This window comes from Geomonas paludis, assembly GCF_014193585.1.
GTDB classification, from domain to species: Bacteria; Desulfobacterota; Desulfuromonadia; order Geobacterales; family Geobacteraceae; genus Geomonas; species Geomonas paludis.
The window spans coordinates 597,034-616,081 of record NZ_BLXY01000001.1 but is presented as its reverse complement, the minus strand read 5'-3'; the positions used below and the strand labels follow the sequence as shown (position 1 = coordinate 616,081).

Below are 19,048 nucleotides of genomic sequence, written 5' to 3'. Positions count from 1 at the left end.
AAAAAATTATACGCCCCCGGCCTTTACATTTGCAAAGTCTTTACGGGAAAGGGCCGGCGGGCGGCGTCGGCAGCTACAGGCCGTGCCGCGCAGCCGTTAAGCTCGTTACTGCTGCGAATACATTAGAAAATTAGCAAATGAATTGTACCCACAGCTTTTATTTCTGCAACCAAGGGAAGAGGTATTCTGGCGCGTGGGAAAAACGGAGGTGGCAGTTGCGGGTTGCGCTTGACTTTAAATTTGCCTATCCTCTGTTACCATTTGCTGGTCCTGATAGGGGCGCGCTTTTAATTAGGATGAAGAAGAGGAGGTCAACATGAAGAAGAGAATTTTATGGCTGGTACTGGCGGCGGTGCTGGTGGCTCTGGCAGGATGCGGCGGAGGGGAGGATCGGCCGCTCATTGAGACGACGATTGCCAGCGACCCGGCTGTAGATGGGGATATTGTCGATGTGGCCGGGGTGCGCACCGTGTCCCTGGTGACCAGGGATGCGCTTCTGGGCGTGCTTGCGGGTGTGGACCCGGTAAACGACGACGTCTACCGCGCCTTCCTGAGCTTCCCGTTGACCGCGATTCCCGCCAACCATCTGATCAGATCCGCGACCCTCAGCATCGTCATCCGCAGCGTCACCGTGGTCCCGCCGACGGCGACCATACCGCTGCGGATCGAACTGGTCGCGTTCGATCCGCCGCTTGTCGGCAACGATTGGGACCGGACCATCCTGCTGCCGCTGGCAAACCCGGTCGTGGTGTCCGTCTCCTCGGCCGACGTCAATCGCGAGGTGAATATCGACGTGACCCCGCTGATGGACGAGGCACAGTTCCGCAGGCTGCCCGACTTCCAGGTCAGGATCATGCAGGACAACGACCTACTCACTATCGTGCCGGGCTTGGTCGAGATCGACGAAGAGACAATTGCGAACGAGCCGAGGCTGACGGTGGTCCACTTCTAGAAGTACCGGCTCACGTCGAGGTCGTAGAGGTACGGATCCAAAATGGCGGTAATGGTCTGGGGGGAGCCGGGTGAGCCAAGGGCAATCACCTCTCCCCCCTCCGTTTCCCGCCCCTCACGGTCGGCGATGATGCGCACCAGCGGGTTGTCCCACTGGGCCGGATCCTCGCTGTTCCCCACCACCACCGCGATATCCTTGTCGTCCAGAAGCAGCAACGACCCCACCGGATGAATCCCGACGCACCCCACGAACACCTTCAAGAGCGCCTGGTCGTACGACTTGCCGCTTTGCGACAGCATCACCCTGAGCGCCTTGTGCGGCGGATACGCGGTCCGGCCACTGACGCGCGAGGAGGTAAGTCCGTCGTAACTGTCGGCGATGCTTATGATACGCCCCAAAAGCCCCAGCTTTCGGTAACCGACGCGCGGGTAACCGGAAAAGTCCGCCATCAGGTGGTGTTCGAAGATCCCGGTGACGATGCGCGCGGTGAGGTCGTCGAGCCCCTTCAGCTTCATCACCTTCCTCACCCCGTACAGCGGGTGTTTTTCCATCAGCTCCCGCTCTTGGGGCGAAAGTTCCCCCGCCTTGTCCAGTATCTCCGCCGGCACGTCGCAGTTGCCGATGTCGTGGAAGAGCGCGGCGAGCCCCAACTCGCAGAGGTGGAACTTGTTCATGCCGAGCCGTTTGCCGACCAGCAGCGAGAGGATGCAGACGTTGGCGGCATGATGCTGCGAGGAACTGTCATGGGAGCGCATGGTGCTGAGCCCGAGCAGGTCGGCTTCGTGGCTGTAGAGCAGATCGATGATCTGCTGCACCACGCGCTTTGACTCCCGCAGGCGCAGCCTGCGCCCGGATGCCACCTCGGCCGCCACCTCGTCCATGGTGGTGAGGAGCTTGCGGTACAGCGGCCGCACCTTGTCTCCTGCCGACCTGAGCCGCTTGAGCTGCGGCGTGATGCTCAGCACCTCGTCCTCGCGCAGCACGTCGAGTTCCAGGTTGGCAATGCCGCGTTGCTGCACCGCATCCACCAACCTCTGGAAGCAATCCGACTCGTCCTCCTGCGGCTCCTGCAGCAGATAGACGAAACGCTGCAGGTCGGTGCTGGTGACGCCGGGCCCGAAGGTGATGCTCCCCAGGTGATGGCGCCGCATCAGTTCCTTGACGTAGCGCGGCCCCTCGAAACTCGCGATGTCCGGCCTGAGCCGGAACTCTCCCAAGTAGAGATGCCCCCCCTTCAGAATCAGCGCAGCGTCGTCCTGCTGCCCGCTGATGGCACGCAACACCTCGAGCAGGTTGCCCACCCGCTGCACGACGACCGCGTGGCCGGCACCGTAATTGACGGAGCTCTTGAGCAGGACGAAGAAATGCGATACCAGGGTCTTGCCCAGCCTCGCCAGTTCGTCTCCCGCAGGTTCCCGATCCACCTCAAGCACCATCCGACCTCACCTCGTCCCGCCCCGGTTTCTTTCCCGCGCCGCATGAGAGGCGATCGCCTGATCCAGCATGGTCCGGACCTCGCCTCCCTTTTTCTGTCCGCGCGCCTCTTCCAGAAGCTCCAGGGCCGCCCTGCTGCGGATCCGTCCCAGCCCCAGGACCGCCAGTTGCACCGACTCCTTCTCGTTCCCCTTCTGGAACCAGTAGCGCTTCAGGAGCTGCTCGCGCAGCAGGGGAAGGACGCTCTCCTGCCCCAACTCACCCAGCGCCAGGAAAATCTCCTTCTTCTCTTCCAGCGGACGCTCCTGGAAGTCCTCGCCCCCGGCCAGCGCCATGACCGGCTTCAGCGCGAAAGGAAGCCTCTCCCGGGTCAGCACCTGCAGGGCCTTGATGCGCAATGCGCTCGACTCGTCCCGCAGGTACTTGAGGAGGTAGGTCTTGGCCTTGGCGTCACTGGTGCGCTCCAGGAAGCCCAGCACCTCGCGCCGTATGCGCGGCTCACGGTGCGAGATCAGCCCGAGGATCATCTTGAGGGCAGCCGGCGTCCCGATCAGGGAGAGAATCAGCACCACGTTGCGCACCAGGTACCAGCGCGGGTCGCTCAGAAACGGCTCGAATACCGCCGGCTTCTCCCGCCCCAGTTCCACCAGGACCTCCACGATCAGCTTGCGCACCTTGAGTTTTTCCACGCGCCCCAGGAGTTCGCAGATGGCCCGCAAGGACGGGATGCCCAAAATCAGCAGCAGCTCCTTCAACTGGACGTAGTCGATGCCGGCCTCGGCGCTGTCCAGCGCCACCTTGAGCACCTCGACGGTGGCGTCGGAGAGAATCCCGGCCAGGGCTGCGGCCAGTTGCTGCCGCTGTTCCGGCGCAGTGGTGGGCAGCTTCTGCAGGCGGTCCAGAAACCGCGCCAGTTTGAGAGCGTGGGGGATGTCGCCGGCGACGACGAGGCTGACGGTCAGGTTGCCGAGGATGGCGGTGAAGTCGGCAAAAAGCTCCGGCTCCTGGACCTCGCCGACGATGGCGGCCAGGATGCCGATCACGTCATCGAGACCGTTGCAGCGCCCCTCGAAATCAACCGCCTTGCGCAGCCAGGCCTCCTCCTGGGCGCTCAGCATGAGGAGGTGCTTGGGAATCATGCGCGGCGGCGGGGGAGGCTGTTGCGCGAGTTCCTGCCGGATTCGCTCCAGCGCGTCCCGCTGCTGGTCGGCACCCTCGGCCTCCCCCAACAGGTACGGGTCGGTGAAATCGTCCTCGGTAAGGTAGCCGATATGCTGGAGGTTGCGCTCCCAAAGCTGCGTCACCACGTCGTCGTCGCTGCTGGGGCGCTCGAAACCGACCACCCCGAGAAAGGCGACTATTTCCGCCGGTTCCACCCCCTGGTCGAAGAACAGGGTCCTGATGCCGTCGGCATGGAGCCGGCTCGCCATGCTCTCCTTGGGGTCTTTGTTCTCGTAGACCAGCGCCCCCTGGTAGCGCAGGGTGAACTGCTCGACGTCGAGGGTAAGCTCGCCGTAACGGGCCAGGTGAAACGCCATCTTCGTGCCCAGGTCGGAGATGAACCCGATCAGCACCGGGTTGTTGGGCAGATAGATCCTGAGCCCCTTCGACGTCTTGATCATCCCGAGGATGATCTGCGTCACCGAAGCAAGCTCTTCCTTGCCGACCTCCGGATGCTCAACAGCCTGTTCCATCATGCTCCTCGCCTGCGGTGCTGGTCACGGTCACGGGTTACGCCGGCCGCCCTAGCCTTTCCTGCTCCTTCATGAGCCCTCAGCATCATACACCCCGGCGTAAGCATACGCGTTCCCTCATTTTATGTAAAGATAGCCCCTGGGGGCGGCACCGGCGCTCCGTAACTTATTAGAAATAGCGCCCCCCAAACGTTCATCCTTGAGGCGCGGGAGAAAAGGGGCCTTGGTAGCCCCCCTCCCTTGACGGGAGGGGGACGGGGGTGGGTGACGCCGCAGGGTACGGAACTGATGGCACCTCGATGGCACCTCCCCCCCAAACTCAAGGGGGGGGCGGGCGACTGATTATTCGCCCCTACAGCAGCAACAGCGACAATGGGGTAAGGACTACCCGGGTGAGCACAAAAAAAGGGAGCCGGCGCAAGGCCGACTCCCTTTGGTTGCTGCTTGGGGACTGCAGGGCTTACATCATGCCGCCCATGCCGCCCATGCCACCCATGCCGCCCATGCCACCCGGCATCGCCGGCATAGCGGACTCATCCCTCGGCTTGTCAGCGATCATAGCCTCGGTGGTCATCATGAGACCGGCAACGGAAGCGGCGTTCTGCAGAGCGCTCCTGGAGACCTTGGTCGGGTCGATGATGCCGGCCTGGATCATGTCGACGTAGACGTCGTCGGCTGCGTTGTAGCCGAAGGCCTCCTGGCCGCCTTTCACCTTGTCAACGACGATGGAGCCGTCGACGCCTGCGTTCTGTGCGATCTGACGGATCGGCTCCTCGAGGGCGCGCTTGATCACGTTGACGCCGAACTGCTGCTCCGGAGCGAGCTCGAGGTTGTCCAGCACCTTCAGAGCGCGCAGGTAAGCGACGCCGCCGCCAGGGACGATGCCCTCGTCGACAGCCGCGCGGGTTGCGTGCAGAGCGTCCTCGACGCGTGCCTTCTTCTCTTTCATCTCGATCTCGGTGGCCGCGCCGACCTTGATCACGGCAACGCCGCCGACCAGCTTGGCCAGACGCTCCTGGAGCTTCTCACGGTCGTAGTCCGAGGTGGTTTCCTCGATCTGGGCACGGATCATTTTGACGCGGCCCTGGATGTCGGCTTCCGCACCGTAGCCGTCGATGATGGTGGTGTTGTCCTTGTCGACGGTGATCTTCTTGGCGTTACCCAGCATGTCGATGGTGGTGTTCTCGAGCCTGAAACCGACTTCCTCGGAGATCACCTTGCCGCCGGTCAGGATGGCGATGTCTTCCAGCATGGCCTTGCGGCGGTCGCCGAAGCCCGGGGCCTTGACGGCGCAGACGTTCAGGACGCCGCGCAGCTTGTTGACCACCAGGGTAGCCAGGGCCTCGCCCTCGATGTCCTCGGCGATGATGAGCAGCGGACGGCCGGACTTGGCGGTCTGCTCGAGAACCGGGAGGAGGTCCTTCATGTTGGAGATCTTCTTGTCGTGGATCAGGATGGCGACGTTGTCCATAGCCGCTTCCATGCGCTCAGGATCGGTCACGAAGTACGGAGAGAGGTAGCCGCGGTCGAACTGCATGCCCTCGACGGTCTCAAGGGTGGTCTCCATCGCTTTGGCTTCCTCGACGGTGATGACCCCTTCCTTGCCGACCTTCTCCATGGCCTGGGCGATGATGTCGCCGATGGTCTTGTCGTTGTTGGCGGAGATGGTGCCGACCTGCGCGATTTCCTTGTGGTCCTTGATCGGCTTGGAGATGTTCTTCAGTTCGGCGACCAGCACTTCGACGGCCTGGTCCAGACCGCGCTTGATCTCCATCGGGTTGTGACCGGCAGCGACCAGCTTGGCGCCCTGACGGTAGATGGCCTGGGCCAGCACGGTAGCAGTGGTGGTGCCGTCACCGGCGACATCGGAGGTCTTGGAGGCAACTTCCTTCACCAGCTGCGCACCCATGTTCTCGAACTTGTCGTCCAGCTCGATTTCCTTGGCGACGGTAACGCCGTCCTTGGTGATGAGCGGTGCGCCGTAGGATTTCTCGATGACGACGTTGCGCCCTTTAGGCCCCAGGGTCACTTTAACCGCATCTGCCAGGGTGTTGACACCTTTAAGGATGCAGTTGCGTGCGTCCTGGTCGAATTTGATGATCTTTGCTGCCATATCAAATATCCTCCTTGAAATTTATAGTATTCGATTACTTCTCGAGAACGCCGAGGATGTCGTCCTCGCGCATGATCAGGAAATCCTCGCCTTCCAGCTTCACTTCGCTCCCTGCGTATTTGCCGAACAGCACCTTGTCGCCCACCTTCAGATCGATCGGGTACACCTTGCCGTCCTCGCCCCTCTTCCCGTTGCCCACTGCCACGACTTCGCCCTGCTGCGGCTTTTCCTTGGCGGTTTCCGGGATATAAAGCCCACCGGCGGTCATGGTAGCTTCCTCAACCCTCTTCACGATGATACGGTCCTGCAGCGGTCTAAGATTCATGCTTTCCTCTCCTTTCTTGAGATGCATCGATCTCTTGATATTGAAAAAAATATTAGCACTCAAAACTGCTGAGTGCTAAATGCCTGCTAAATATAAACAGCATGACCCTAAAAATCAAGGGCGGTCTGCAAAATAATTTTCCTGCAGCTATCCCCCTGTTACCACTTCCTTTTTGCCAGTTCCTCGGCGTAAAACTTCTGGTACAGGATCTCCCAGTCGCGGCTCCCCGGCACCTTGGCCTGGCTGTAGGAGGCGAGCTTCGCACGCACGGCCTGGTCCACCTGTTCCATGATGGAGAAGAATCCGGAGATGGAGTCCTTGATCGAGTCGAGCGCCCGGCGCTCGTCCGGGAAGTCGGCGAGGTCGTCGTTGTAGAGCTTGTCGTAGATCTTATGGGCAATATGGGAAATGCGGTCTTCCGAGATGTGCATGGTCTCTCCTTAGATGGCGTACCGGCCTGGCGCCGGTCCGGCGGGGCGGTCGGTCACAGGACGATCTTCCTCTCCTTGGCCAGCTTGTCCTTGATCATCTTGAGCATCTTGTGCCGGTCGATCCCCTGACCACCCACCGCCTTGAGCGTCTGCTCCAAGAGCGTCTCGGCGTCGCGCTCCAGGTCCTCCTCCTGCTTGATGTCCTTGGCGATGGCGGCCTTGATCCCGGCCAGCACCGCGCCGCGTCCCTGTTTCTGCTGCACCAGCTGAGCGCGCTCCAGGTCTCCCAGCACCTTCTCCGCCAGGCGCGCGATCTGTTCTTCCTTAAGACGCATCTTGCCTCCCGTTTATTAAAGGGTTTCGGTTCCGCGCATTGTACGTCAACCGGTCAAAATTGCAACAGTTTTGGGAACTGCATGAACGGGTTTGTCATTAAAGAAAACAAGGTTGATTTCTCATAAGCACGGATCTACAATACAGCCACTAACACGCTCTCTCTGCCATGCCCGTGATGGTTATTAACGCCCCTGCGGAATAATTTATTGTACGGGAGCCTGTTTCGACCGTGGTGTGCTGCCCCATTGCGCGGGAATTGCCTAAAGCGGTCTACAGGAGCCCACCTGAATGGGAACTCGCTGTGAGGCCCCCCAACCAAACGACAGGGCGGAGAGAGCTGCAATAAGAAATTAGGGGATCCGGCAACGGTCCCCTTTTTTTCGTCTTGCGCTCCAGGTCCTACGGATATATAGCAATGGATGGCTCGCCACTCCCTGCATCCATGGTTCCGGAGGCACGCATGACTCCCCATTTCCTCCCCACCCTGGTGAACCCTCCTTTCGGAGACCCGGGCGTGTACGTCGACTTCCAGTTTGCCCGGAGGGCGATCCTCTTCGACCTGGGCGAGATGCACCGGCTCGGTCCCCGCAAGATCCTGCGCCTGAGCGACGTCTGCATCTCCCACACCCACATCGACCACTTCATCGGCTTCGACCTCATGCTGCGCATCATGCTTGGGCGCGACATGGCGCTGCGCCTGTTCGGCCCCCCGGGGATCCTGCAGCAGGTCGAACATCGCCTGGCTTCCTACAGTTGGAACCTGATCCAGAGCTACCCCACCGAATTCGTCATCACCGTCACCGAACTGCACCCCGACGGCAGCGGGGTCCGCGCGCGCTTCAGTTCGCGCCGGGTCTTCGCGCGGGAGGACGAGGAGACGCTCCGCTTCGTAGACGGCGTCATCCTGGAGGAGGAGAACCTGCGCCTGCGGGCGGCCTTCCTGGAGCACAGCATCCCCTGCCTCGCCTACGCCTTCGAGGAAAAGCTGCACGTGAACTTCATGAAGAACCACCTGGAGGAGCTGGGGCTGCCGGTCGGTCCCTGGCTGTCGGAAGTGAAGCGCGCCGTGCTGCGCGGCGAGCCGGATGACACCGTGATCACGGCATCGCTCCCGCCCCCAGGCGAAGGGCGTCGTCTTACCATCGGCGAGTTGAAAGAGAAGGTGCTGCAGGTGGTGCCGGGCGAGAAGATCGCCTACGTCACCGACACCGCCTTCACCCCCGACAACCGCCGCCGCATCGTGGATCTGGCCCGCGGCGCCGACTACTTCTTCATCGAGGCGGTGTTCCTGGACGTTGATGCCGAGCGTGCCCGGGAGCGCGCCCATCTCACCGCACGCCAGGCGGGTGAGCTCGCGCGCGAGGCGGGGGCGGCGCGGGTGATCCCGTTCCACTTCTCACCCAGGCACCTGGGCGCCGAAGACGACCTGCGCCGCGAGGTCGCCGAGGCGTTCGAGGGGGGTAATGCTCCCTTTAAAGTCTCCCCTCGCCCTCCGGGAGAGGGGAGGGGGTGAGGGCGCTGCATCAGGCAGGCACGATGGTCACCCTGCCATCTCCCTCACCCGCCCTGCGGGCACCCTCTCCCGGAGAGAGAGGGGATGTGGGTAAGATGTAAAAAGAAGGGGGACCCGGCTGCCGGGTCCCCCTTCGTATTTCTCTTTACTTACTACTGCGGCCTAGTCGAGCCTGAGCGCCACGAACAGCGAGGTGTCGCCCCTTCTGAGCAGCATCTTCAGATAGCCCCCCTTCTTCACGGCGGCGACCACCTTGCTGTAGTCCTTGACGCCGGAGATGCGCACCCCGTTGACTTCCCTGATCAGGTCGCCCTCCATGATGCCGGCCCTCTCGGCGATGCTGTCGGGCTGGACGTCGGTGACCAGCACCCCCTTCTCACCCTGCATCCTCATTTGCTGGGCGCGCTCCGGGGTCAGGTCGGCGACCTTGAGCCCGAGACGATCGCCGGTGACGGCGGCATCCTCGTCCTCGCCGCTGTCCTTGAGTTTCTCGACGGTCACCTGCAGCGGCACCTGCTTGCCGTCACGCAGCACCACGAGCTTCACCTTCTTCCCTACCGGGGTTGCCGCCACGCGGCGCGGCAGTTCCGCCATGTCCTTGATAACGTGCCCGTCGTACTCGAGGATGATGTCACCCCCCTTGACGCCAGCCTTCTCGGCCGGGCTGTCCTTCATCACCTCGGCCACCAGGGCGCCCTGCTCGCTCTCCATCCCGAAGGACTTGGCGAGGTCCTGGGTCACCATCTGCACCGAGACGCCGAGCCAGCCGCGGGTCACCTTACCGCTTGCCTTGAGCTGCGGCAGGATCTCCTTGGCCATGTTGATGGGGATGGCGAAACCGATCCCCTGCCCCCCCGCCACGATGGCGGTGTTGATGCCGATCACCTCGCCGTCCGTGTTGAAAAGCGGACCGCCGGAGTTACCCGGATTGATGGAGGCATCGGTCTGGATGAAGTCGTCGTACGGGCCGCTGCCGATCACCCTCCCCTGGGCGCTGACGATGCCGGCGGTGACGGTCTGGGAGAGGCCGAAGGGGTTGCCGATGGCCATGACCCAGTCGCCCACCTCCATCTTGTCGCTGTCGCCCAAGGGGGCCACCGGCAGGTGCGCCTTGGTGTCGATCTTCACCAGGGCCAGGTCGAGCTTGTCGTCGCGCCCCTTGATCTCGCCCTTGTACTCGCGGCCGTCGGAGAGCTTCACCTTGATGTCGTCGGCGTCCTTGACCACGTGGTTGTTGGTGATGATGTAGCCGTCATCGCTGATGATGAAGCCCGACCCCATGCTCTGCTGCTTGTGGGGTTGCTGGCGCGGCGCCTCGAAGAACTTGTCGAAATACTCCTGGAACGGATCCCCGCCCGGATGCTGCCGCTTCTTCATGGCCATGGTCTTGGAAGTGCTGATGTTGACTACCGCGGGCTTCAGCTTCTTGGCGAGCTTGGCGAAGTCGGGAGTGAGCGTCGCGGCGCCCGCGACGGTGGAGAAAACGGAGGAGAGAAATAGGCTAAACACCAGAAATCTTGCTACGATCGCTGCCTGCATGGCTACCTCCTGGGATTTGAGTACGGTAAAGCTAATACTGCACTTGGAGTTTGTCAAGCCTGCCTCAAAAGCCGCTCCCTAAACGAAAAACGGACCTCGTCCCGGCCGCTGCGGCCGGGGGAGGTCCGTTGTTTGTCGGACTGTGGATATGGCAGACTACTCTTCTTCTTTGAGGATGTAGCCCACGCCCCTCACGGTGTGGATCAGCTTCTTGTCGGCTTCACGGTCGATTTTCTTACGCAGGTAGTTCACGTAGACGTCGATGATGTTGGTGAAGCTGTCGAAGGTGTAATCCCAGACGTGCTCGGCGATCATGGTCCTGGTGAGCACCTGGTGCGGGTTACGCATGAAGTACTCGAGCAGGCCGTACTCCTTGGCGGTGAGATCGATCTCCTTGTCCTTGCGCCATACCTTGTGGGTGACGGGGTCGAGACGCAGGTCGGCGAAGCGGATCTCGGCGCCGCGGTCGAGCTCGCTCCTTCTCATCAGCGCACGGACGCGGGCCAAAAGCTCGGCGAACGCGAACGGCTTGGTCAGGTAGTCGTCGGAACCGGAGTCCAGGCCTGCCACGATATCTTCCACGGAATCCTTCGCGGTGAGCATCAGGATCGGGGTGACGTTCTTGCGCTCCCTGAGTTCCTTGAGCACGGAAAGACCGTCTTTTTTCGGAAGCATCCAGTCCAGCACGATCAGATCGAACGGCTTCTCCAGCGCAAGCTTAAGCCCCTCTTCACCGTCTGCGGCCGTGTGGACTTCGTACTGCTCCTCCTCGAGCCCGCGCTTAATGAAGCTGGCAACCTTTTTCTCGTCTTCAACCACCAAGATTCTCATGTTGATTCCCTCTCTTTTAAATTATGTCGACCTCTAATCGTGCCTGATATCACCATGAAGCCTGCTTAAAATCTCCGCGGCAGACTCCTCAACCGATTTGTTGGTTACATCGATAACCAGCCAGGCGGGGTGGGCTCGGTAAAAGCGCCGGCAGTAGGCGAGTTCCTCTTCAACCTGCCTGTAGTCGGCGTAGCTGCCGCGCGGGCTCTGCCTCAAGTTCCTGAGCCGCGCGCTGCGAATATCGACCAGTCGCTGCGTGTCGATAATGAGGCCTACCACCCGTTCCGGTTCTACCTCCTCCAACTCGGGGGGAGGATCGATTCCCTGGATGATGGGCACGTTCGCCACCTTGTACCCCTTGTGGGCCAGGTACATGGACAGCGGAGTCTTGGACGAGCGGGACACGCCGATCAGGACGATGTCCGCCTTGTGCAGGTTGCGCGGCTCCTGGCCGTCGTCCTGCTTCACCGTAAAATCAACCGCCTCCATGCGGCGGTAGTACTCGGAGTTCATCTCGTACTGCAGGCCCGGCAGTTTCTGCGGCCTCATTTCCAGGAACTCGGCCAGCTTGAACAGCAGCGGAGTGATCAGGTCCACCGCGTCGAGCTGCCGTGCCTCGCATTCGTTCCTGACGAACTGCGCCAGTTCCGTGTTGACCAGCGTATAAAAGATAATGCCGGGGAAGCGGTCGACCTCGTCCAGGGCCTTCAGGATGTCCTCGCGGTTCCTGATCTGCCCCACCCGGCGCAGGCGGACATCCACGTCCTTGAACTGGGTCAGCGCGGCGCGCGCCACGCGCTCGACGGTCTCGCCCGTCGCATCAGAAAGTAAGTAAACGTGGTACATCCGTTGTCACCCGAAAACTGCCGTACTGCCAAGACCTTACCGGTTTTCCCGTCAAACTCATTAGATATATACCATGTTTTTTCATTTTACGCAAAACTAAAATTTAATGGGAAAAGCTTCTGTAAATTCTTATCGGCAGATGCGGGAAAAATTTTAATTATAATTACGCCCTAGTTTTTTTGGATGTCAAGGTTTTCATTGCCATTTCCTTTATTTCTCTGCTAGTTTAATGCGGCTACTCGCAACCCCAAAGGAGACGGAAACTCATTATGATTACAGACTGGGCGGAAATCGCCTGTGACGTTCCGGCCGAGATGGTCGACACATTAGCTGACTTCCTGGTAGAGCTGACCGGTAACGGCGTCGGCGTGGACAACCTGCACCTGGACACCTTTTCCCTGGACACCCTCGAAGACACCAGCATCAAGACGGTGAAGGGATACCTCCCCCTGGACGACTCCCTCGAGGACATGCGCATCAAGATCGAGCAGTTCCTGGCCCAGCATGGGCCGGACTTCCCCGGCTTCGTCTACACCCCGCCGGTGATCACGGTCATCAAGAACGAGGACTGGGCCAACAACTGGAAGGTGCACTTCAAACCGGTGCGCATCGGGAAGCGGCTGGTGATCAAGCCGACCTGGGAAGAGTACCAGCAGGTCGAGGGGGACCTGGTGATCCAGATCGACCCGGGCATGGCTTTCGGCACCGGCGCCCACCCCACCACCAAGATGTGCCTGGAATCGCTGGAGCGGATCGCCTTTGCCGCCCAAGGCGAGCAACTCCCCAACCCGGTCCTCGACGTCGGCACCGGCTCAGGCGTGCTCAGTATCGCCGCCGCCCTCCTTGGCGCCACCGAGATCACGGCCGTGGATATCGACCCGGAAGCGGTCCGGGTGACCCAGGAAAACCTGGAACTGAACGGCGTGGACGGCGTCGTCAAGGCCTCCACCACCGACCTGTCCCAGCTTCCCGGCGGCTATGCCGTGGTGGTCGCCAACATCCTCGCCGAGGAACTGGTGCGCCTCTCCGACCAGCTCACCTCCCGCGTCGCACCCGGCGGCTGGCTGATCCTCTCCGGTATCCTCACCGAGAAGGAGGAGTTCGTCCGCGCCGGCTTCCCCGCCCTTGAGCTGGTGGAAAACCCGAGGGAGGCCGAGTGGTCCTGCCTCACCCTGAGGAAGCCGCTCTAGGCATGCGCAGCTTCTTCCTGGGCGACAACCCGGTCGACGCCGGGGAAGCCACCATCACCGGCGAACTGTACCGGCACATGGCGCGCGTGCTGCGGCTGAAGCAGGGGGCGGAGGTGGAGTTGGTGGATGGCGAGGGCAGGCGCCACAGCGGTGTCATCGAGGAGGTGGGGCCCAAGAGCCTCACCGTCCGCATCGAGGCCACCGCCGCCGCGCCGGTGGCGGAAGCTGGGCTGCGCATCACCCTGTACCAGGGGCTCCCCAAAGGGGACAAGCTCGACCTGATCCTGCAAAAATGCACCGAGCTCGGCATCGCCGAGGTGGTCACCTTCGACGCCGCCCGCTCCGTGGTCAAACTGCGCGGCGAGAAGACGGCGGGCAAGTTGACGCGTTTCGAGAAGATCGTGCAGGAAGCGGCGCGCCAGTGCGGGCGCAGCTCCGCCCCGCAGGTCGCCATCGGCGGGAGCCTGAAAGAGGTGCTGCGCGATGCGCCGCACACGGTGAAGCTGCTTTTGTGGGAAGGGGAAGAGAAGACCACGCTGCGGGAGTGCCTGGAACGTTACCAGGCGCCGGAAAGCGTGGCCATCGTGGTCGGCCCGGAGGGCGGGCTGACCAGTGAAGAGGTCGCCGCCGCCCTTGCCTGCGGCTTCACCCCGGTGACGCTGGGAAAGCGGATCCTGCGCACCGAGACGGCGGGACTGGCCCTGGTCTCGATACTGCAGTTCCACTGGGGAGACCTGGGGTGACGGCCGCGGCCGCACCCCCGTTTTCTTACTGATTGAACATGATCTTCCGCCCTCACCCTAGCCCTCTCCCTCTGGGAGAGGGCTAGGGTGAGGGCGTTGCAAAGTGCAAACTATCGCCGCCGGCAAAGCCCTCACCCGCCCGTTGGGCACCCTCTCCCGGGGGAGAGGGGCTAGCGGGAGGTCATCTCTAGTTAGGTTTTCCTTTAGGGGGACGGAGGGCTAGGGGGACAGGCACCTGGCGGAGCCAGTCCCCTAACGGAGCGCGACGACAAGCGCGGCTATCGAGACCAGCAGCGACACCCCCGCCACCGCCATGAGCAGCTTCTCGCGGGCCAGCACCACCTTCAGCGTCTTGATGGTGAGTTGCAGATGCCCCGAGGTCTCCAGGAGCGCCCGCTCCAGCTTCCGGTTCTCCTCTTCCAGATGGTGCAGCCTGGCCTCGATGCCGCTGGGCGACCCCGCCCCCATCAGCCTTCCCTTGGCGCGGTTGGCCATATCCATCACCACCGGCAGGTTCTCCATCAACCTGCCCCAGGGGATCCTGGTTGCCGCGATCTTGGCTACGCTCCAGACGCTCATTGTGCCTCCTTTATCCTTCAATCAGTAATATGTTGTAGTCCCTGCCCCGCCCGGTCCGGAAACCGCCCGCACAGTTCACCGCTTCCAATCCCCTCCCGCGGAGGGGGATGGTTAGGGAGGGGGAAAAGCCGCCTCGACCGCGCCGAGCTCAACCGCCTGCCTACCCCGCAGAAACGAGTTCGACGAACCGGCGCGCGAAGAGCGGCCCCTTCGCCTCGTCCTCGTGCTTGAAGAAGACGAAGGCTTCGCTCCATCCCCTGCCCCGCACCAGTCCCGCCCACTTCCTGAGATCCTCCACCTGGTACTCCGGGCGTCTCAGCCGCAGGTAACCCCAGGTGGCCGTCGCCACGACCGGAATCTCCAACTCCCCCTCGATGTCAGCGATGCAGAGCGCGGCGTTGTTTCGGTGCAAGAGCGCAAAGACCTCGTCGTCCAGCCAGGAGCGGTGGCGAAACTGCAGGGCGACGCGGCGCCCCGGCGGGATCAGCGCCAGGAAATCGTGCAGCAGGGGGAGGTCCTTCTTCAGGCTCGGGGGAAGCTGGAACAGGACCGCGCCCAACTGCCTCCCCATCACCCCGGCGACATCGAAGAAGTAGGAAACCGGGTCCGACACGTCCCGCAACCGGTTCACGTGGGTGATGCGCTGCGGCGCCTTGAGCACGAACCTGAAGTTTTCGGGCACCTCGTGGCGCCACCCCGCCAGCATCGTGTCCTTCGGCATGCGGTGGAAGGTGTTGTTGATTTCCACGCTGTTGAACTGCCCGCCGTAATAACGCAGCATCTCCCGGGCCGGCAGGTCGCCCGGATAGAAGATCCCTTTCCATTCCCCGTATGAAAAACCGCTCGTTCCTATGTATAGGAGCATGGCTCGCCCCTCCGACCCTGGCCTCGCTTCGGCCACAGCATCATGTTATACAACAGGGTGCCACCTGCACAAGACATTCTAATGTAAATCCATCCTGCTGCGGACTCATAGGACGAAAAAAGGCGGGCTCCTCATAAGGAACCCGCCCGTCGGTCGGTAATGTCGGGATTGTCAGGAGATCAGTGCGGCCAACTCGTCGCCGAACGCCTCGCGCTGCCAGCGCTTCAAGAGCGCGTTCTGCGAGGAACCCGGCTCGGCAAGCGCCTCCAGGAGCGTGTTGTTGGCCACCAGCCCGACACCCAGGCCGAGCTGGGCCGACTTCGCCTCGCGCCAGATCTTGAGCCGCTTCACCTTCTCGTCCTGGAGCCGGTCCAGCACCGGACGGCGGCTTGCCTGCACCTGCGGCAGCTTGTCCTGCGGCAGGGCCAGCCCGTTGGCGATCGCCTGCAGCAGCCCGCGCCCCAGCCGCTCGATCAGCTTGGACGACATGGTGTGGATGCCGACCAGCTCGAAGTTGCTCCTGGGCTGCTTCTCGGCGAGCTCGCGCAACAGGTCGTTACTGAGGATCCGGAAGGGGGGGACGTCGGCGATGCGCGCCTTCTCGTCACGGAACTTGAGCAGTTCCTCGAGGACGGCCAGCTCGCGCGGCTTCATCTTGTTGGCGCCCTTGAAGCGCAGGCACATGAGCTCGCCCTCGCGTGACGGCGATCTCACCCCCGCCACCAGCTCGGATTCCTCCTCCACCCAGGCCAGACGCCCCTTAGCCACCAACTCGGCCTCGAGCTGACGGTACAGCTCGATCAAGAGAGAGGTGTCCTTCATGGCGTACTCCAGCATCTCCTGGGAGAAGGGGCGCTTGCTCCAATCCGCCTTCTGGTAGCGCTTGTCCAGTTCGACGCCGAAGCGCTTCTTCAAGAGCGCCGCCAGGCCGAACTCGCTCTCGCCCAGGAACTGGCTGGCGATCATGGTGTCGAAGAGGTTGACCACCTCGATGCCGAAGTCGCGGTACAGCGAACGCATGTCGTAGTCCGCGCCGTGGAAGATCTTCTTGATGGCCGGGTTGGCGAAGATCGGCGCCAGCGCACGCACGTCGATGGGGGCCAGCGGATCGATCAGGCGCGTCTCCGACGGCGAGGAGACCTGGATCAGGCAGACCTTCTCGGTATAGTGGTGCAGCGAGTCGGCTTCCAGGTCGAAGGCAAGCACCGACTCCTTCGAGAGCCGCGCTACGAGTTCATCCAGGGTCTTTTGGTCGGTAACGAGATGTGCCGCTGCGGGATTTGTTGCTTTATTCTTGTTCTGCAAATGGTTCCGTCCGTTTCTGCATCTATATATGCTTGCGAGATATTTGGCGTTTTGCGACCTGCTCTGGTCACGGCGACTGCGCCAGCCGGAAAGATTACAACTTTTTCACTTTGTGTACAAACCCAGATCCGCTTCTGCCGAAAAAATTGCCGTATTACCGTCCCGGGCCGATCTCGATCAGCGCCTGGATGGTGCGCTCCATCTCCTCCCTGGTGCCGATGGTGATGCGCAGGCCGTGGCGCAGCTTCGGGTCGGTGAAGTGGCGCACCAGGATCTTGCGGTCGTACAGCCCCTGGTAGACGCGGGTCCCGTCCCGGTCGGGAGGGCTCGCGAAGACGTAGTTGCCGCTGGATGGGATGACGTGGTAGCCAATCTTTTCCAGTTCGGCGCTGAACCAGGCGCGGGTTTCCTTGATCTTGGCCACGCACTCCAGGAAGTAGGCCTGGTCGTGCAGCGCCGCGGTGGCGGCCGCCTGCGCCAGACGGTCCAGGTTGTAGTGGTCGCGGATCTTATTGAGAGCCGCGATCACCTCGGGACGCGCGACGGCGAGGCCGAGCCTCATACCGGCGAGCGAATAGCTCTTGGAGAAGGTGCGAGTGACTACGACGTTGTCGAAGGAGCGCACCAGTTCCAGCGAAGTCTCCTCCGCGAAGTCCACGTATGCCTCGTCCACCACCAGCATCCCGGAGAGGCGCCCGGCGAGGTCCGCGATGTAGTTCTGGCTATAGGTGAAACCAAGCGGCGCGTTCGGGTTGGTCAGGAAGAAGAGCTTGGCGTCGTAACGCTCCGGGATCCCTTCCGGCTCGAAAGCCTCGGTCAGGCCGAAGGTGCGCACCTTGGCTCCCTGCACTTCCGCCAGCGTGCCGTAGTACGAGTACGAGGGATGGATGTAGGCGATCTCCTCGCCCTCGCCGGCGAAGGCGCGGATCAGGTTGTTGAGCACCTCGTCCGAGCCGTTGGCCATGATGATCCAGGAGGGATCGAAACCGTACAACCGGCCGGCCTCCTCGCGCGCCAGGCGGCTGGCCGCGTCCGGGTAACGGCGCAGCCCCTCGCCGACCTCTTTGGCGATGGCCTCGATCACCTGCGGGGACGGCGGATACGGGTTCTCGTTGGTGTTCAGCTTGATGTAGGAGGCGATGTCTTCGGGCTGGAAGCCGGGGACATAGCCGGCCATCTCTGCGATGTTTTGCCGCAGGGTGATCATGGCAACTCCTTTGCTGGCGGATTCGAACTGTGACTATAACCGGAATTCAATGAGAAAGTCAAAGGCCAGCCGCTAATACCGCTCCAGTTCCCGGTACAGGGTGGTGCGGCGCACCGGCGTGAAGCCCGCGCCCTTAATGAGGTCGATCATCTGCTGCTGAGAGATGCGGAAGCGGCACCCCGCCGCCGCCACCACGTTTTCTTCCAGCATGGTGCCGCCCACGTCGTTGGCCCCGAAGAAGAGCGCGACCTGCGCCATCTTCGCCCCTTGTGTCACCCAGCTTGCCTGGATATTGGGGATGTTCCTGAGCACGATGCGGGACAGGGCCAGCACCTTGAGGTACTCCACGCCGCTAGCGGTCTCGCCGCCCAGTTCCGTGTTGCCGGGCTGGTAGGTCCAGGGGATGAAGGCGGTGAAGCTGCCACCTTCAGCCTGCAGCTCGCGCACCCGGAACAGGTGCTCGACCACATCCTCGATGCGCTCCTTGCTGCCGAACATCATGGTCGCCGTGGTGGGCATGCCCAGTTGCGCCGCCTCGCGCATGACCGCCGCCCACCCCTGCCAGCCGATCTTCTTCGGGGAGATCTCGGCACGGACGCTGTCCACCAGGATCTCCGCCCCGCCCCCCGGCACCGAGTCGAGCCCGGCTTCCTTCAGGCGCTTCAGCGTCTCGGGAATGGAAAGTCCGGAGAGCTTGGCGGTATGGGTGATCTCCGCCGGCGACAGGGAATGGTTCTGGACACCCGGGAAGCGGCGCTTGATCTCGCGGAACAGGGTCTCGAAGTAGGTGATGTCGAGGGAGGGGTGCAGCCCGCCCTGCATCAGGAGTTGCGTCCCCCCCTGGTCGACCAGTTCCCGGATCTTGGCCATGATGGTCTCGTTGTCCAGGAGGTAGGCGTCATCGGCCTCGGGGTTGCGGTAGAACGCGCAGAACTTGCACTGGGATTCGCAGACGTTGGTGTAGTTGACGTTGCGGTCCACGACGAAGCTGACGCATCCCTCGGGGTGCATGCTGCGGCGGATGGAGTCGGCGATGCGGCCGACGGCAAGGAGATCGGCCTGGGTGAGGCACCAGAGCGCCTCTTCGAAGGTCAGGTCGGCGCCGGCGGCGACTTTTTCGGTGATGGTGTTGAGCATGGCGGTGG

The 19,048-nt window shown here is 62.2% G+C and carries 18 protein-coding genes and 1 other RNA gene; 5 read left to right on the top strand and 14 right to left on the bottom strand.

Features of this window, described 5'->3' with window-relative positions; translation table 11 throughout:
• Nucleotides 1–316: 316 nt before the first annotated feature.
• Nucleotides 317–952, top strand: coding sequence for a hypothetical protein (locus tag H7687_RS02485; RefSeq protein ID WP_183344751.1), 636 nt, complete (start codon nt 317–319; stop codon nt 950–952).
• On the opposite strand, the gene H7687_RS02480 is transcribed toward H7687_RS02485, so the two are convergent.
• The 6 genes from H7687_RS02480 to H7687_RS22065 all read right to left on the bottom strand — a co-directional run bounded on the left by H7687_RS02480 (nt 949) and on the right by H7687_RS22065 (nt 7,284).
• Nucleotides 949–2,388 (bottom strand): HD-GYP domain-containing protein, encoded by a 1,440-nt coding sequence (locus tag H7687_RS02480; protein WP_183344749.1) that lies wholly within the window; start codon nt 2,386–2,388, stop codon nt 949–951. The two genes, H7687_RS02485 and H7687_RS02480, sit on opposite strands and share 4 nt — an antisense overlap.
• A 6-nt stretch (nt 2,389–2,394) precedes the next feature.
• Nucleotides 2,395–4,080, bottom strand: coding sequence for a HEAT repeat domain-containing protein (locus H7687_RS02475; RefSeq protein ID WP_246404520.1), 1,686 nt, complete (start codon nt 4,078–4,080; stop codon nt 2,395–2,397).
• Between the two features lie 460 nt (nt 4,081–4,540).
• Nucleotides 4,541–6,193: a chaperonin GroEL gene (gene groL / locus H7687_RS02470; protein WP_183344745.1), complete on the bottom strand. Its 1,653-nt coding sequence runs from the start codon at nt 6,191–6,193 to the stop codon at nt 4,541–4,543.
• A 34-nt stretch (nt 6,194–6,227) separates the two neighbouring features.
• The gene (gene groES, locus H7687_RS02465; RefSeq protein ID WP_085814245.1) at nt 6,228–6,518 is read right to left on the bottom strand and encodes a co-chaperone GroES; all 291 of its coding nucleotides are present in this window, start codon (nt 6,516–6,518) and stop codon (nt 6,228–6,230) included.
• A 158-nt stretch (nt 6,519–6,676) separates the two neighbouring features.
• Nucleotides 6,677–6,949, bottom strand: coding sequence for a DUF507 family protein (locus tag H7687_RS22070; RefSeq protein ID WP_183344743.1), 273 nt, complete (start codon nt 6,947–6,949; stop codon nt 6,677–6,679).
• Between the two features lie 53 nt (nt 6,950–7,002).
• Nucleotides 7,003–7,284 (bottom strand): DUF507 family protein, encoded by a 282-nt coding sequence (locus tag H7687_RS22065; protein WP_183344740.1) that lies wholly within the window; start codon nt 7,282–7,284, stop codon nt 7,003–7,005.
• Between the two features lie 156 nt (nt 7,285–7,440).
• Between H7687_RS22065 and ssrS the strand changes: the two genes are divergently transcribed.
• Nucleotides 7,441–7,623, top strand: a non-coding RNA gene (ssrS, locus tag H7687_RS02450) — 6S RNA.
• 122 nt (nt 7,624–7,745) lie between these two features.
• Nucleotides 7,746–8,798, top strand: a complete 1,053-nt coding sequence (locus H7687_RS02445) for a ribonuclease Z (protein ID WP_183344738.1) — start codon at nt 7,746–7,748, stop codon at nt 8,796–8,798.
• A 162-nt stretch (nt 8,799–8,960) separates the two neighbouring features.
• Here H7687_RS02445 and H7687_RS02440 read toward each other — a convergent pair whose 3' ends face one another.
• The 3 genes from H7687_RS02440 to H7687_RS02430 form a co-directional block, all read right to left on the bottom strand.
• Nucleotides 8,961–10,337, bottom strand: a complete 1,377-nt coding sequence (locus H7687_RS02440; RefSeq protein WP_183344736.1) for a DegQ family serine endoprotease — start codon at nt 10,335–10,337, stop codon at nt 8,961–8,963.
• A gap of 156 nt (nt 10,338–10,493) precedes the next feature.
• The gene (locus H7687_RS02435) at nt 10,494–11,168 is read right to left on the bottom strand and encodes a response regulator transcription factor (protein WP_183344735.1); all 675 of its coding nucleotides are present in this window, start codon (nt 11,166–11,168) and stop codon (nt 10,494–10,496) included.
• 33 nt (nt 11,169–11,201) lie between these two features.
• Nucleotides 11,202–12,014 carry a pyruvate, water dikinase regulatory protein gene (locus tag H7687_RS02430; RefSeq protein WP_183344733.1) on the bottom strand — a complete coding sequence of 271 codons (813 nt, stop codon included), beginning with the start codon at nt 12,012–12,014 and terminating at the stop codon, nt 11,202–11,204.
• A gap of 269 nt (nt 12,015–12,283) precedes the next feature.
• Here H7687_RS02430 and prmA point away from each other — a divergent pair, with 269 nt between their 5' ends.
• Together prmA and H7687_RS02420 are read left to right on the top strand one after the other, a co-directional pair.
• Entirely contained in the window at nt 12,284–13,204 is a 921-nt protein-coding gene (gene prmA / locus H7687_RS02425; RefSeq protein WP_183344732.1) for a 50S ribosomal protein L11 methyltransferase, read from the top strand.
• A 2-nt stretch (nt 13,205–13,206) separates the two neighbouring features.
• Nucleotides 13,207–13,947, top strand: a complete 741-nt coding sequence (locus H7687_RS02420; RefSeq protein WP_183344730.1) for a 16S rRNA (uracil(1498)-N(3))-methyltransferase — start codon at nt 13,207–13,209, stop codon at nt 13,945–13,947.
• Nucleotides 13,948–14,199: 252 nt separating this feature from the next.
• Here H7687_RS02420 and H7687_RS02415 read toward each other — a convergent pair whose 3' ends face one another.
• From H7687_RS02415 to mqnC, 5 genes are all read right to left on the bottom strand, one after another.
• Nucleotides 14,200–14,526, bottom strand: coding sequence for a hypothetical protein (locus tag H7687_RS02415; RefSeq protein ID WP_183344728.1), 327 nt, complete (start codon nt 14,524–14,526; stop codon nt 14,200–14,202).
• A 160-nt stretch (nt 14,527–14,686) separates the two neighbouring features.
• Nucleotides 14,687–15,391 (bottom strand): DUF72 domain-containing protein, encoded by a 705-nt coding sequence (locus H7687_RS02410; protein WP_183344726.1) that lies wholly within the window; start codon nt 15,389–15,391, stop codon nt 14,687–14,689.
• Between the two features lie 171 nt (nt 15,392–15,562).
• Entirely contained in the window at nt 15,563–16,696 is a 1,134-nt protein-coding gene (locus H7687_RS02405) for a ribonuclease D (protein ID WP_183344724.1), read from the bottom strand.
• Nucleotides 16,697–16,850: 154 nt separating this feature from the next.
• Nucleotides 16,851–17,903 carry a histidinol-phosphate transaminase gene (hisC, locus tag H7687_RS02400; protein ID WP_183344722.1) on the bottom strand — a complete coding sequence of 351 codons (1,053 nt, stop codon included), beginning with the start codon at nt 17,901–17,903 and terminating at the stop codon, nt 16,851–16,853.
• A 72-nt stretch (nt 17,904–17,975) separates the two neighbouring features.
• Entirely contained in the window at nt 17,976–19,040 is a 1,065-nt protein-coding gene (gene mqnC, locus H7687_RS02395) for a cyclic dehypoxanthinyl futalosine synthase (protein WP_183344719.1), read from the bottom strand.
• Between the last annotated feature and the right edge of the window lie 8 nt (nt 19,041–19,048).

What these genes read in the sequence shown, in the direction of transcription:
- H7687_RS02485 (WP_183344751.1), top strand. Translation starts at nt 317, where the DNA reads ATGAAGAAGAGAATTTTATGGCTGGTACTGGCGGCGGTGCTGGTGGCT.
- H7687_RS02480 (WP_183344749.1), bottom strand. Translation starts at nt 2,388, where the DNA reads ATGGTGCTTGAGGTGGATCGGGAACCTGCGGGAGACGAACTGGCGAGG.
- H7687_RS02475 (WP_246404520.1), bottom strand. Translation starts at nt 4,080, where the DNA reads ATGGAACAGGCTGTTGAGCATCCGGAGGTCGGCAAGGAAGAGCTTGCT.
- groL (WP_183344745.1), bottom strand. Translation starts at nt 6,193, where the DNA reads ATGGCAGCAAAGATCATCAAATTCGACCAGGACGCACGCAACTGCATC.
- groES (WP_085814245.1), bottom strand. Translation starts at nt 6,518, where the DNA reads ATGAATCTTAGACCGCTGCAGGACCGTATCATCGTGAAGAGGGTTGAG.
- H7687_RS22070 (WP_183344743.1), bottom strand. Translation starts at nt 6,949, where the DNA reads ATGCACATCTCGGAAGACCGCATTTCCCATATTGCCCATAAGATCTAC.
- H7687_RS22065 (WP_183344740.1), bottom strand. Translation starts at nt 7,284, where the DNA reads ATGCGTCTTAAGGAAGAACAGATCGCGCGCCTGGCGGAGAAGGTGCTG.
- H7687_RS02445 (WP_183344738.1), top strand. Translation starts at nt 7,746, where the DNA reads ATGACTCCCCATTTCCTCCCCACCCTGGTGAACCCTCCTTTCGGAGAC.
- H7687_RS02440 (WP_183344736.1), bottom strand. Translation starts at nt 10,337, where the DNA reads ATGCAGGCAGCGATCGTAGCAAGATTTCTGGTGTTTAGCCTATTTCTC.
- H7687_RS02435 (WP_183344735.1), bottom strand. Translation starts at nt 11,168, where the DNA reads ATGAGAATCTTGGTGGTTGAAGACGAGAAAAAGGTTGCCAGCTTCATT.
- H7687_RS02430 (WP_183344733.1), bottom strand. Translation starts at nt 12,014, where the DNA reads ATGTACCACGTTTACTTACTTTCTGATGCGACGGGCGAGACCGTCGAG.
- prmA (WP_183344732.1), top strand. Translation starts at nt 12,284, where the DNA reads ATGATTACAGACTGGGCGGAAATCGCCTGTGACGTTCCGGCCGAGATG.
- H7687_RS02420 (WP_183344730.1), top strand. Translation starts at nt 13,207, where the DNA reads ATGCGCAGCTTCTTCCTGGGCGACAACCCGGTCGACGCCGGGGAAGCC.
- H7687_RS02415 (WP_183344728.1), bottom strand. Translation starts at nt 14,526, where the DNA reads ATGAGCGTCTGGAGCGTAGCCAAGATCGCGGCAACCAGGATCCCCTGG.
- H7687_RS02410 (WP_183344726.1), bottom strand. Translation starts at nt 15,391, where the DNA reads ATGCTCCTATACATAGGAACGAGCGGTTTTTCATACGGGGAATGGAAA.
- hisC (WP_183344722.1), bottom strand. Translation starts at nt 17,903, where the DNA reads ATGATCACCCTGCGGCAAAACATCGCAGAGATGGCCGGCTATGTCCCC.
- mqnC (WP_183344719.1), bottom strand. Translation starts at nt 19,040, where the DNA reads ATGCTCAACACCATCACCGAAAAAGTCGCCGCCGGCGCCGACCTGACC.